Raw genomic sequence first — 13,762 nt, forward strand, 5'->3', positions numbered from 1 at the left:
CAAATTATATTGTCATTAGGGGTCATTATCAGTTTCCCCAACTCCTGAAATGATCAAACTTTACACTTAAAGTCTATAAATTATTAGCGAATAACATCGTATATTGATCAAACTTTATTGTCTGCTGACAAGAGGAGCAACCGTTTATTCCAGGCTTCATAACTTCATTTATACCGCCTTTACCTAACCCTAGGTTACGTAGAACAGAATTCCCTAGAAATGCTCAAGAATTAACTTTAGCAACGGCTTGGAGATTGACTGAAGATGAGCACTCAGTATTAATTTATTGCCCTTTAAAGACTTCTGTAAATACATTTGCATCTGTAATAATGGATTTGCATAAGAGAGGAGCTTTACAATCGGTGTTAACAGTACCAGTTGAACAACTAGAGTTTGCAAAAACTCTAGGAAGCGAATGGCTCGGTAACGAACACCCAATTGTTCAATGTTTAAATATTGGGGTGGCTGTGCACCATGGTGGATTACCAACTCCTTTTAGAAAGGAAATGGAAAAACTTTTAAGAGATGGGGCTTTAAAAGTTACGATATCTTCTCCAACGTTGGCTCAAGGCCTCAATTTATCAGCTACCGCTGTTGTTATATATTCTTTGTGGAGAAACGGTAACTTAATTGAAGCATCAGAGTTTAAAAATGTAATAGGAAGAGCAGGAAGAGCTTTTGTTGATACTCACGGACTGGTGCTGTATCCGATATACGAAGACCATGCTAAGCAAAAAGGGTTGTGGCGAGGACTTGTTGAAGATACTAATGCAAGAGAAATGGAAAGTGGCTTAGCTATGCTTGTTTATTCACTTATTACAAGGATTGCCGCAAGCAGCGGAAAAAATGAGTTTAGTGACATTCAAGAATACATTTTAAATAACAATCAAAGCTTGGAATTCCCCTTAGTTGTAAATGAACCATCAAGTGATACAGAAGAGCAAAGGAAAGAATGGAATATCAATATCGTAAGATTAGATACAGCTCTTCTTAGTATGTTAGGCGAGGAAGATGTTAACGATGCAACGATACCAAGTGTTCTTGATAGCGTTCTTCAATCTTCATTGTGGCAAAGAAGATTAAGACGACATGAAGAAGATGTACAAGGTACGTTTTCTTCAATTTTGGAGATTCGAGCTAAACATATTTGGAGTTCATCCACACCTCTTCAGAGAAAAGGATATTTTTTAGCAGGAGTAGGGTTAGAAACAGGGCAGAAATTAGACCTGATAGCACCAAACGCAAATAAATTACTCGTTAAAGCAAACGCTTATATTCTAAAAAATATTCAAGATGAAGCAATAGAAACAATCACTGCATTAGCCGAATTAGTATTTGAAATCTCACCATTTAGTCCTTTAACATTCCCTGATGACTGGCGACATATCTTAGAAGTTTGGTTAAAAGGAGAAGCTTTCAGTGACCATGAATTTGATTCTATTGATGATGCATTAAAATTTGTTGAAGATGGTTTAATTTATAGATTACCTTGGGGATTAGAAGCAGTAAGGGTACGTGCAAAAGCTAATGAAGATGAAATTAATGAAACATTCGATATAGAAGGTTATATGATTGTCCAAGGAGGGGTAATTGATGATCAGTATGAACTGGGTTTAATTGTTCCTGCGATTGAAAGTGGAACTCTAAATAGAAGTGCAGCCATGTTAATGCAGGCAGGTTTTGGGTCTCGTTCAGAAGCTATAAGTGCTATTCAATCGACTGGAGGCACTTTTTCCAATAGTCGTGAATTTAAAGAGTGGTTATCATCAGACGCGATCAAAGCATACGTAGCAGCATTAAACTTAATTAGTGAAAATACTGCAAAACTGTGGAAAATGTTCCTTAAAGAATACCAACCGAAATCAAATACTGTTTGGGAAGGAACCAGTACTAATCTTCCTGTAAATTGGGAACCTGGCGTTAATGCACAGATTGGTCAACTTATTAAGCTGCATAATGAAGATGCCGATGTGACTAAGGTGCTTAGTTCTGATGGTGAAGTAATTGGTAAGCTTCGAGAAAGATATGAGTTATTGAAAAATGGAGTGTATCGGACACAGGTTGAAGCAAATAATTTTTTACAGGTAACTTATTGGGGAACTGGTGAAAATCCTTTTCAAGCCAGTTAATTTGATGGGTAGAGCATATTTCAAAAATTATTGTAACTCACTTCTCTTGGAAGCCATTAATAATAGCATAGGGTAAAAATCATATGGGAAGGATGAAGGCTAAAGAACAGAATGTTTTTGATCTAAAATGGGAGAGGTTTGTTCAAAAGTTTAAAATAATTCGCAAGACTGGAAATGTTTCTCGCGATGAGAAAGAGCAATTAATTAAAGATTATGACTTAAAAACAACTAACGGGTTAATTACGTATAAAAAGCTCAGTGATCTTTTACAAAAAAATAATATATTGACTGATAGAGAATACAAAACCACTTTGATTGAGCGCGGATTTTTATTCATGATCCGTCATCATCCACGAGCAGATGTTGTTGTTGCTTTAGCAACTAGATTTAATGTTGATATTAATGCAATGAATCAGAGACTACGAGCACTTGGTTACAGGCATCGTACTGCAATAAAATTGCAAAATTGGCACGATGAAGCCAAGAAAATGGCCCTAAATGGTGACGATTACAAGACAATATCTGACCAAGTAAACAAACCTACTACCTTAGTAATTGCATTCTTGCGTCATGAAGTAGATATTGAGTTATCTGAAGATTTTGGAGTTCGAGGAACCAAAATTTCATACCGAAATTTACAAGATAAAACTATCGAAAATTCGCATTTAGAGAGGATTATTTGGGCTGATGGCACAGTACAGGCAGGTAATGAAGTTGTTATAGCAATTTGTATCGACGATCAAGAATACTTAAGAGATCTATCGTTTAGCCTTGCCGTGTCTGGCCAAGGGCCAAAAGTTTCAATTATTAAAACTAAATCAGATAGTGGCCGTCATAGCGATAAAGATAGAGTGGGTTTCACCATAGCTCGTAGTTCTTATGCTAACTACCTGAAATCGCTAGGTATGCCTCAAAACAAAGAAAAAACGGAATTTGGATTTCCAGAATATATTTTTAATAATACTAAATTCTTCTGGTCGTTTTTACGTGGCTTCTTTGAGGGGGATGGAACAATAACGAAAGAACAAATAGGTCTTTGTGTTAACCTTGAGCAAGCGAATAGATTAAATATATTTTTAATACAATATGTTAGGTTTTCAGGAAGTGTTGTTGCAGATAAGTCTATTTTTAGGCTTGGTTTTGGTAGCCTTCCTCAAGTTATGTTATTAATCGCCGGGATGTATTCAGTGGGTGGTATATGCATGGCCCGTAAATTGGAAAGATCCAAAAATTGTTGGAACAAAAATAAAGAAAAATACGATATAAATATAAACTTTGAAGAGCTTACTCAATTATCAGATGAAGATTTACAATCAAAGATATTTAGGCCTCTGCAACAAAAAATGAAAGCGTTAAAATATACTGTCGAAGCTAAAAATATTGATACAGGAGAGATTTTTATTGGTTTTAAATCTGATTTCGTTTCAAAATTAGGCACCAAAACGTCTAATGTTACAAGGGTAGAAAAAGGGGAGCGCAAGTCGGTCTATGGTTGGAAATTAACGTATTCTGAAAAATACAGTTAGTTTTTTTGTTAGCTATTTAAAGATGATAAAACTTCTTTATCACTTGAATAATGTAATTTACTTATTTTTTAAGTAGCTTAGAACAACTTCGTGGTGATCTTTAATTTTAAACTTATTAAAAATATGTTCTAGATTTCCATTTTCATCAATAACGAAGGACGGCATTAATTATACATTAGATGTGGCAGAGTTGAATATAATTTGGGAGCATTGATGGTCGATATTTTCCAATGCACACCTACTGTCGGTATAGATAAGTTGACAACATTTAGCCAATAATCGGTTGTTAGGAATAGTTATGATCTTTTTCTTTAAAATGAGCAAGTTCATGTACCACTAGCATTTTTAGCATTTCGCTTGGCGCTGACTTTAGGCTTTGTGCAATCCTTATTTCATGTTTACTTTTGAGTTTTCCGCCGTGATTGCGACTTATAAAAGTATGTGTGCCTAATGCGTTTTGGATTAAGTCTTTTTGCTTTTCATATAATGCTTTACTGATTTGAGGAGTATTTCGTAGATATTGTTGTTTTAAATCATTAGCATATTGATAAAGTGCTTTATCAGAGTTGATATTATGTGGGGTAGGGTACTTATTTGATAAATAAGTTTTAACTTTATTACTTTGAATTAACTGCATTACTTGAGTTTGAATATAGTGTGGATAATTTAAAAAGTACTTGTTTACAGACACGAATCTTCCTCAAAAAAAAGATTATATTTGATTTTTATAGTAATACCAATTCCGATAATTAAGTGACCACTCAGAGTTTATGAAGTTTTACAATTCTAGGGATGTCAGTGAATTATACCAATACGAATAAATAATTACTCAATTTAAATGAACTAAATATTCCAATAACATGTTGCTTTCAATCCTAATAGTTTGCTATTACTCAATCAAGCGTCTTGTTCTTGAAAATTTATCCTTATTAAAATTTGATCACTAACTTACTCGTATTGGTATTAATGGTTATTCCCTTTAGAACTGACATAACAACGAAGTGTAAATTATCAAAAACTCCTTTTAGGCGGGTTTCAAAGCGCTTTATGCTACGTTATTGGTTTTGATAAGGAATAACCATTGTCTATAATCAATGCCTTGTCTAAAGCGCTTTGAACTCCCGCTGATTGATTTCAATTCTTCAGGATCCGAGTTTAAAATCACTTTTTAAAAAATCGAAATACCCATGTAGCAAGGGTATAGATACTCGCATTTATGTGTTATTTGGGTATAATCAGCAGCAATTATTTATAACAACTCATCAGGTCATTTGACTGATAGGAAAACTATGCGCTCGATATACTGCGGACAATTAAACAATACACATGTAGATCAAACTGTTGAACTATGTGGCTGGATCAATAAACGTCGTGATTTAGGCGGCTTAATCTTTGTAGACTTAAGAGACAGAGAAGGTATTGTACAAGTAGTTTTTGATCCTGATGTAGCTAGTTTAATGGATAATGCGACAAGTTTACGTAATGAATTTTGCGTAAAAGTAACTGGTATTGTTCGTGCCCGCCCTGAAAGTCAAATAAATAAAGATATGACAACAGGAGAAGTTGAAATTTTAGGCAAAAGTCTTGAAATTATTAACCGCTCTGAGCCATTACCGTTAGATTTCAATCAGAAAAACTCTGAAGAAATGCGCCTTAAATACCGATACTTAGATTTACGCCGTATCGAAATGAGTGATCGTATTAAATTGCGCGCAAAAGCAAGCAGCTTTGTTCGTAACTTTTTAGATAGTAACGAATTCTTAGATATTGAGACACCAGTATTGACTAAGGCGACTCCTGAAGGTGCGCGAGATTATTTAGTACCGAGTCGTGTTCATAAAGGATCTTTCTACGCTTTACCACAATCACCACAGTTATTTAAACAAATGCTAATGATGTCTGGTTTTGATCGTTATTACCAAATTGTTAAATGTTTCCGTGATGAAGATCTACGTGCTGATCGTCAGCCTGAATTTACACAAATCGATATTGAAACTTCATTCATGAGCTCAGATCAAGTTCGCGACATAACTGAAAAATTAATCACTCAAATGTGGCAGTCTTTATTAAACGTTGATTTAGGTACTTTCCCTGTAATGCCTTATTATGAGGCAATGTCACGTTATGGTTCAGATAAGCCTGATTTACGTAATCCACTAGAGCTGATTGATGTAGCTGATTTAATGAAAGATGTTGAATTCAAAGTATTTTCAGCTCCTGCAAATGATGAAAAAGGCCGTGTAGCAGTATTAAGTGTACCAGGTGGAGCTAAATTATCTCGTAAGCAATTAGATGAATATACAAAATTTATCGGTATTTACGGTGCTAAAGGTTTAGCATGGATGAAAATAAAAGACCGAGATGCAGGTATTGAAGGTGTTCAATCTCCAGTCGCTAAGTTTTTAAATGCTGATGTGATCAATGCACTACTTGAGCGCACTAATGCACAAACTGGTGATATCATCTTATTTGGTGCTGATAAAATAAATGTTGTAAACGAAGCGATGGGTGCATTACGTCTTAAGATTGGTTTAGATCTTGAATTAACTGATTTAAATAAATGGGCACCGCTTTGGGTTGTAGACTTCCCAATGTTTGAAGAAGATGATGAAGGAATACTTCATGCAGTTCATCATCCGTTTACAGCACCAAAATATATGACTGCTGAAGAATTAGAAGCAAATCCCGCTGCTGCAATCTCTGACGCATATGATATGGTATTAAATGGTTATGAAGTAGGTGGTGGTTCGGTTCGTATACATAATAATGATATGCAAGCTGCTGCCTTTCGTATCTTAGGTATTGAAGCACAAGAGCAAGAAGATAAATTTGGCTTCTTACTTGAAGCATTAAAATACGGTACACCACCACACGCTGGTTTAGCATTTGGTTTAGACCGTTTAGCTATGTTGTTATGCGGCACAGATAATATCCGTGACGTAATTGCTTTCCCTAAAACAACGCAAGCATCATGTTTATTAACCAATGCACCAAGTAAAGCTAACCCTGACTCATTAGTTGAATTAGCTGTTACGGTTACTTTACCTATAGATGGTCAGTCCGAATAATAGTATTTCCGTTAATAAAGTGGTCAATCAGCGCTTTGAAATCCGCTTAAAAGGAGCTTTTGATAATTTACACTTCTTTGTTATGTCAGTTCTAAAGAGAATAACCATGAACTCACTGACATGCATAGAATTGTAAAATCTCATAAGCTCTGAATGGTCACTTAATTATCGGAATTGGTATAAATAATATCTCCCAAATTAAAGGTATAAAAAAGGCGAGTTAAGCCGCCTTTTTTAATATCAAATGTAAATTAAGTAATTTTTATGACTTAATTTAAACCTGATTTTAGTTTTTCTTTTGCAGCTTCCACTTTAGAAAAATCAAAACCCAATTCTTCAACAGCTTCTTTAATAATATTAGGGTTAGTCATTACTAATCCCATTATTTGCTGTAGTTTTTCAGGTGCAATGCCCATAGTTTGGATTAAAGCCATTGCCGCCATTGGATTTTCAGTTAAGGCTTGAAAAAGTTTTTTAGTTTTTTCTTTGCTTATATTTGATTCATTTAAAATTTGGATAATCGGGTTCATGTTATGCCTTATGCTAGACGGTAGAATATGAGGATATTTTACTATAAAAAAGCCCATTAGAATAAATATTTTAACTATGAGTTTTTATGTAGGTGTTTATGAACTTACTAAGCTTAATCTAGATTGAGCTTTACCGCTTTTTTTTAGTAAAAAGGCTTCAAACTGTTCAGCAGATAAAGGTTTAGAGTAATGGTAACCTTGCAATATTTCACAATTTAATTCATTCAGAATATCAATTTGATCTGAGTATTCTACACCTTCAGCAACCACATCTAAATCTAAGTTATGGGCAATAGTAACAATAGAATCAACCATATTACGGCCACGTTTTGAGCAAATATCATCTATAAAAGCCTTATCAATTTTTAATGTATTGAGTGGAAACTCTTTTAATAATGCTAAAGAAGAATAGCCAGTACCAAAATCATCCATCGCTAAATGTATCCCACGTTCACTGAGTGATTTCATGATACTGATAGCATTTTTTGGATCATCCATTACAGTGCCTTCAGTTATTTCTAGTTCCAAAAAATAAGAGGGCAGATTATGTTTTTGCAAAATACGATCAATTACTTGAGTTAAGTCTGGAAGTGAAAATTGCTTCGCTGATAAGTTAACTGCGACTCTGCCATTAAAAAGACCTTTTGTTAACCATTTTTTTACATCTCTACAGGCTTTATCCAGAACGACTTCCCCAATTTCTATGATTTGTCCAGTTTCTTCAGCAATTGGGATAAATTGCACAGGACTAATTAAACCTTTATTGGGTGTAATAAAACGAACTAAAGCTTCCATACCCATTAACTCACCCGTTTTTAGGTTCATTTTCGGCTGATAAAATACACAGAATTGATCCTCTTTAAGACCATATCTCATTAAGTTTTCAATTTGAAGACGTTTAACTGCCTGTTTGTTCATAGTGTCATTGAAAAATAAATATCGATTACCTTGCGTTTTAGCATGATACATAGCGGTATCTGCATTTTTTAGTAATACTTCAGGGCTGTTACCATCTTCGGGGAATAATACAACACCTGTACTTGATGTGATCACAAGCTCATGACCTGACATATGAAAAGGTTTGATAATTTCAGCTAAAAAATCTTTAGCCATACGGGTTATAGTGTAAATGTCATTTGTATTGGTCATTACTAAACCAAATTCATCGCCGCCTAATCTGTAGATACTATCTTGTTGCCGCGTTATTTTACTAAGTCTATTTGCTAAACGACATAACAGCATATCCCCTAAATGATGCCCTAATGAATCATTTATTTTTTTGAAGTTATCTAAATCAAAAACAAGCAAAGAATGATGAGTGCGTTGATCGACTAGCTTCTTAAGATTACTAAAAAAAACATTACGATTTGGTAAACCAGTTAATCGATCTCGATTTGATAATTTTTGTAACTCAAATTCTGTTTGTTTACGTTCGCTTATATCATTATATAACACGATGAAGTGGGTGATTTTTCCAGCTTTATTTTTCACTACATCAATGGACATATCGATTGGTATAAGCTTATTCATTTGATTTGGTAACTTGAGTTCCTGTTGCCAATGTCCTTTTTCAGCTAGTACTTTTTTTAGTTTATCTATATAAATATCTTTATAACCATGTAGAGTAAAACGTTTACCTATATATTGTGCTTTTTGGCCGCCAAAAGCTTTTAAATAGCTTGGGTTTACTTCTACAAAATTAAATGACTTATCATAAATAGCGATAGGATCTGAAAGATTTTCTATACACTTGGCAAATAAGTTTAAATGTTCTTCAGTTGATTTTATTCGGCTAATATCTTTAAGTGTGCCAGTCATTCTTTTTGGTTTTAAAATAGCAGTGTGCTCAATTACTTTTCCTCTATCTAATACCCAACGCCAGTTTCCTAAATTATCTTTAGTACGATAGCTAGCTTCAAAAAATGCTGTATGTCCTGAGAAATGTTGTTTTAATAACAACTCAACTTTTGGTAAATCTTTTGGATGTATATGTTTTCTATTAGGTGGAGTCGTGACGTTCTCATCTTGCTTTATAAATTGACCGTCATTCATACGGATCATTTCACCGGTAGATATATTCCAATCCCATAAAGTATCCCCACTTCCAACTAAGCTATTTTTTAAACGTTCTTCAGAGCGTTTTAATTCTTTTTTAGAACGACGAAGTTTGTATATACCAAATAACGCGATGGGGAGGGATATGGCCATAAAAATAATAGGGATAGCCGCCATAGATTCAACATAACTAGCTTCAAAACTAAAAGCAGATGCAGAATAAAATAGCGTAAAAAAAACACTTAATATCAAGGTATATGTTATTATAGTTCGCATAAGATGCAACAGCTACCTTATTATCTCATTTTGACTGGTTACAATAATGCAATGAAAGCCTAGTGTCAAAGTTTTCTAGCTATTTTTGTTTGTTGATCTGTATTCTATACGTGATCTAGCGCTATTTAACGTATCTAAAGCATATTTATACATATCTTGTTTTGAAAGTGACTTTAGTGATTTCACCAAACGTGTTTGCATAGAAAATTCAAAATCTTGGTTTTCTAAACAGAGCCAAAAACGTAAAGATCTCAGCCTTAGGTTTTTATCTTTTTCTTGTACTTGAGTTAATAAACCTTGCTTACTGTTACGCCAAGCCTCTTGAGGCATATCATTTATTGTTTCTACATATTGACTTGTAAAGGCATGGCTATATTCAAGTAACATTTGGGCATCAACTTCTGGTGATTGTATATAAAAAGCGATACCAGCTCTGCCATTTAAAGGCGCGTAGCCAGTGCCAACGAGATATCCTAGTTGTTTTTGTGTTCTTAACTCTTGAAAATAGTCTTGTGATATAAGGTGGTTTAAGCACATCATTTTTACTTTTTCATCAACACTATTTGACAGTGCCTGATAATAAACAACCATAGCATGGTCTTCATGATTTAGAGATACGACTTTACTTATTGGCTTATCTAAAATATTTATGGGGCGATTTAGATCTCCTATGATCTCTAGCTTGCTTATATATTTTTCAATCGCACTATTAAACTTTATAGCATCTTGCTTTTGCCAATTACCATGTAACAACACTTGAACATGTAATTTGTTAAATAATTGTTCCGTAAAGGTTACGAATTGCTTAAAAGAGACTTGATTTAAAGACTCAGCTAAAGATTCAGGTGTCGGGTTCCAAGGTAAAAGTTCAGCACTTAATAAACTGAATAACTGGCTTACTGGTTTATTATGGTTCCCTGAATTCCAGTGCCTACAAAGTTGTTTTTTATACTCTTCAAAACGCTGAGGTTTGAATTGACTATTAAATAATTTTGCTAAAAGTCCTTCAAGTAGATCTAATTGATTAGTTGAAATACCTGAAGTATGTAAGGTTAAACCACCTTGATGGATTGAAAGTTGGTAACTTAGACCTGCTAATTCTGCAGGATAAAAATCTTGAGCAACATGATCCATAAATAAATCACTAAATAATCGTGTAAGTGCCATATTTGTGACACTTTGTACTGTGAAATATGAATCTAAGGCCATATAAAAGTGGCCCTTTATTATTCTAAACTCTTTTTCTTGTTGGAACCAAAATTTCATACCTGGTTTACATATCAACTTTTTTGGAACTGAGTTTTTAGTTTCTAAGGTTAATAAATTTATTTTATTGGCCAAATAAGGATTAGTCTTAGGAAGTTGCATTTCACTCAAAGCGTTATTTATATTTTTGAGTTTATCGATCCAGTCTTTATTGATAGTTTCACATTTGTAGGGCGTATGGTACCAAGCTGCTTTTTTATCTGTTTTTACATCAGGGTGTATTAAAACAATGCGCATATTGTTTGGGTTTAGCCAGTTGAGTACTTTAAGCCACTGAGTTTCATTAAATCCATCCATTAAATAATCCCCTTGAACATAATCCTGAGTTGGATAATGCTGCATGTTGATACTTAACCCATGTACAAAGTCTATTATTTTCGATTTTTCTTGGTTGTCAAAAGCGATTTGTAAAAGTGATTTTTTATCATTATATAATGGGATAAATGTGTTTAACTCTTTTTTTAATAAAGGAAGAAATGAAAAAATAGTTTCTATTATTTCTTGATAGTGACTTATACCTTCATCGGTGAGAGAAATACTCATGTTAAAGTCTTTAAAGTTACTACCATTAATGCCTCCTCCAGCAGTTAAGCTGTTGAGCCAACCTTTATTTTTTAAAATATCATACAAAGAGCCTTTTCCTTCATAACCTAAAATATGTGCTATGAAACTGACTGTTTTATGTTTATAAAAAGTATCAATATTTGGCATGGCAAAACTGATGATGAGCTTTTGCATATGTTTGTGAGGTTCAATATAAATAATTTTTTCTAAATGTGTTGTTTGATATAAAGGCTCTGCAATAGGATTTTTTTGTATATCATTATCATTTAGTTCATTAAATAAGCTATTAATTAAAGTTGTTTGCTTTTCAATTGAAAGTTTACTGCATAATACTAAGGTCATTCTTTTTGCAATATAGTGCTTAGAGAAGAAAGTTCTAATTTCTTCACTGATGCACTTTCCTCTATCATTTAATGTATCGGAATTTCCTACTGAAAATTTTGAAAATGGATGCTTTGAATTGACTGTCTCCTTATGGACCTGGTAAATTCTACGACTATCATCTTTTAACTTAAGCTTAAACTCTGCATCTATCGCATTTCTTTCTTTCTTAGTGGCATCAGAGCTCAATAATGGGTTTATAAAAAAGCGGCTAAATTGTTCAAGAGCAGATTGAAGGTGCGGGGTTTCAATATCAAAAAAATAGCTAGAATGCTCACTGCCAGTCCAAGCATTACAACTGCCACCATGTTGACTTGTGTATTTAGAAAACGCACCTGGTTCGGGAAATAAATCAGTGCCTAAAAAAAGCATATGCTCTAAAAAATGCGCCAATCCTTGCCTATCTTCGGGATCATCAAAGTTTCCCGCATTGACAGTTAAAGAAGCGGCTGACTTTTCGCTATCAAGATCTTGAATGAGTAAAACTTTAAGACCATTGTTTAGTGTAAGACTCTGATAAGTTCTGCTATCATTATTACTAATTTTTATAGTTTGTTTCAAAAGATGGCTCCAAATTAAAATTTACATACCCTAATTGTAAACTCTGGGTATTTAGGAGCTTTTTGCTGACAGCTTCAGGTGATGGTTATTTTATCCTGAACATTAAAAGCACTTAGTTGTACGTTAAATTATACTCGATGTATTAGTAATATAGCTGAAATAAACCAAGCCTGGCTATTCTTTTTATTTTTTATTAGTAGCGAATGTATCATAAATGAAAAAAATTTTTATTATGCGTCATGGTCAAGCATCGCCTATGTGTGCCGATGATGCTAACCGCACTTTAACAAGTTCAGGTATCAGTGAAGTTAATGTTATGAGCGAATGGCTTGCAACAAGAGTTTCGATAGATGCTGTGCTAGTGAGTCCATATGTAAGAGCGCAGCAAACTTTAAAATTAGTCAAAAAAAACCAAAAAAACATTAAACTAGAACAAATATCAACTGACTTTATTCCTGAGGCAAACTCAACCGATTCTTGTGATTTTTTACAAGCTCTAATAGCACTACATCCTGAAAATAATAATTGGTTAGTGGTCGCGCATATGCCTTTAGTTAGTTATTTAGTGGGTGAGTTATGCCCAGAGCAAATGCCTATATTTGATACGGCAGCCATAGCTTGTATTGAATATGATGATAATGACGGATTAGGTGAGTTGGTTGGGTTAAAATCACTTAGTAGAATTTGATGAGATAAAGAACTGTAGGTTAATCACTTGATCTTTATCTCACGTTTTAAAACTTCGGATTAGTTGGTTGGCTTATCACAACTAATAAAGCGCCTTTTCCACCAAACTCTAAAGGAGCTTGATGCATGGCTAAGATGTCAGGGTGCTGTACCAAATAATGCGGTACTTTTTGCTTTAAGATATATTCACCTATACCGTGTACAACACATGCACAGCGGTAATGTTGTTTTTTACATTCTGCAATTAAGGCTATGAGCTCTTGTTTAGCTTGTTCTTTATTTAAGCCATGTAAATCCAGCACAAGTTCAGGGTAAAAGTCACCACGCCTCAACTGTTTCGCTAAGTAAGTATCTTGCCCTGGTTGAACATAGTTTATCGTGCCGTTATTTTCTAAATTAGGCACGTATTCATCGGAAAAATAAAATTCAGCTAAGCGCTTTTTCTTTTCACCTTCTTCAATTACATGTTTCTTTTGTAATATATTTCGCTTAAATACGACTTTATCTTGTTGTAGTTTTTTTGTGTCGCCAAACATATCTCTAAATAGATCAGCGTCATCTTCTGGCAAGACATTTTTTTCAGATTCTTGGATGCGTTTTTTTGCTTCTACATCGGCTTTTTGTTGCATATTTTTAACTATGCTTTTTTTGATTTGTTGCAATTCTTTTTTCATGAGACAAGTTTAATTAAAAATAAGCTAAATCTCAAAAATAATATC

At 33.9% G+C, this 13,762-nt stretch carries 9 protein-coding genes and 1 pseudogene; 4 read left to right on the forward strand and 6 right to left on the reverse strand.

The window, feature by feature from the left end:
- Positions 1–254 precede the first annotated feature (254 nt).
- Both CJF42_RS14375 and CJF42_RS14380 read left to right on the forward strand, forming a co-directional pair.
- The gene (locus CJF42_RS14375; RefSeq protein ID WP_095367358.1) at positions 255–2,129 is read left to right on the forward strand and encodes a helicase-related protein; all 1,875 of its coding nucleotides are present in this window, start codon (positions 255–257) and stop codon (positions 2,127–2,129) included.
- Between the two features lie 92 nt (positions 2,130–2,221).
- Positions 2,222–3,655 carry a hypothetical protein gene (locus CJF42_RS14380; RefSeq protein WP_141235564.1) on the forward strand — a complete coding sequence of 478 codons (1,434 nt, stop codon included), beginning with the start codon at positions 2,222–2,224 and terminating at the stop codon, positions 3,653–3,655.
- A 57-nt stretch (positions 3,656–3,712) separates the two neighbouring features.
- Here the strand turns inward: CJF42_RS14380 and CJF42_RS28640 are convergent.
- Positions 3,713–3,814: pseudogene (locus tag CJF42_RS28640) on the reverse strand (thioredoxin-dependent thiol peroxidase); the annotation flags it as partial.
- A gap of 127 nt (positions 3,815–3,941) precedes the next feature.
- Positions 3,942–4,346, reverse strand: coding sequence for a YgjP-like metallopeptidase domain-containing protein (locus CJF42_RS14390; RefSeq protein ID WP_095367360.1), 405 nt, complete (start codon positions 4,344–4,346; stop codon positions 3,942–3,944).
- A gap of 598 nt (positions 4,347–4,944) precedes the next feature.
- Here CJF42_RS14390 and aspS point away from each other — a divergent pair.
- Entirely contained in the window at positions 4,945–6,723 is a 1,779-nt protein-coding gene (gene aspS, locus CJF42_RS14395; protein WP_095367361.1) for an aspartate--tRNA ligase, read from the forward strand.
- Positions 6,724–6,992: 269 nt separating this feature from the next.
- On the opposite strand, the gene CJF42_RS14400 is transcribed toward aspS, so the two are convergent.
- From CJF42_RS14400 to CJF42_RS14410, 3 genes are all read right to left on the reverse strand, one after another.
- On the reverse strand, positions 6,993–7,253 hold the full coding sequence (locus CJF42_RS14400; RefSeq protein WP_095367362.1) for a DUF2999 family protein: 261 nt from the start codon (positions 7,251–7,253) through the stop codon (positions 6,993–6,995).
- Positions 7,254–7,349: 96 nt separating this feature from the next.
- Positions 7,350–9,584, reverse strand: a complete 2,235-nt coding sequence (locus CJF42_RS14405; RefSeq protein WP_095367363.1) for an EAL domain-containing protein — start codon at positions 9,582–9,584, stop codon at positions 7,350–7,352.
- A 75-nt stretch (positions 9,585–9,659) separates the two neighbouring features.
- Positions 9,660–12,344 carry an insulinase family protein gene (locus CJF42_RS14410; protein WP_095367389.1) on the reverse strand — a complete coding sequence of 895 codons (2,685 nt, stop codon included), beginning with the start codon at positions 12,342–12,344 and terminating at the stop codon, positions 9,660–9,662.
- Between the two features lie 226 nt (positions 12,345–12,570).
- Here CJF42_RS14410 and sixA point away from each other — a divergent pair, with 226 nt between their 5' ends.
- Complete coding sequence (gene sixA, locus CJF42_RS14415) at positions 12,571–13,044, forward strand: phosphohistidine phosphatase SixA (protein ID WP_095367364.1); 474 nt, start codon at positions 12,571–12,573, stop codon at positions 13,042–13,044.
- 46 nt (positions 13,045–13,090) lie between these two features.
- Here sixA and smrB read toward each other — a convergent pair whose 3' ends face one another.
- The gene (gene smrB / locus CJF42_RS14420) at positions 13,091–13,672 is read right to left on the reverse strand and encodes an endonuclease SmrB (RefSeq protein ID WP_095367390.1); all 582 of its coding nucleotides are present in this window, start codon (positions 13,670–13,672) and stop codon (positions 13,091–13,093) included.
- Positions 13,673–13,762 lie beyond the last annotated feature (90 nt).

It is taken from the genome of Pseudoalteromonas sp. NBT06-2 (genome assembly GCF_002276045.1).
Classification (GTDB): Bacteria; Pseudomonadota; Gammaproteobacteria; order Enterobacterales; family Alteromonadaceae; genus Pseudoalteromonas.

Excerpts from the sequence above, each read along its gene's own strand:
- CJF42_RS14380 (WP_141235564.1), top strand. The coding sequence starts at position 2,222 with ATGAAGGCTAAAGAACAGAATGTTTTTGATCTAAAATGGGAGAGGTTT.
- aspS (WP_095367361.1), top strand. The coding sequence starts at position 4,945 with ATGCGCTCGATATACTGCGGACAATTAAACAATACACATGTAGATCAA.
- CJF42_RS14400 (WP_095367362.1), bottom strand. The coding sequence starts at position 7,253 with ATGAACCCGATTATCCAAATTTTAAATGAATCAAATATAAGCAAAGAA.
- CJF42_RS14405 (WP_095367363.1), bottom strand. The coding sequence starts at position 9,584 with ATGCGAACTATAATAACATATACCTTGATATTAAGTGTTTTTTTTACG.
- sixA (WP_095367364.1), top strand. The coding sequence starts at position 12,571 with ATGAAAAAAATTTTTATTATGCGTCATGGTCAAGCATCGCCTATGTGT.
- smrB (WP_095367390.1), bottom strand. The coding sequence starts at position 13,672 with ATGCAACAAAAAGCCGATGTAGAAGCAAAAAAACGCATCCAAGAATCT.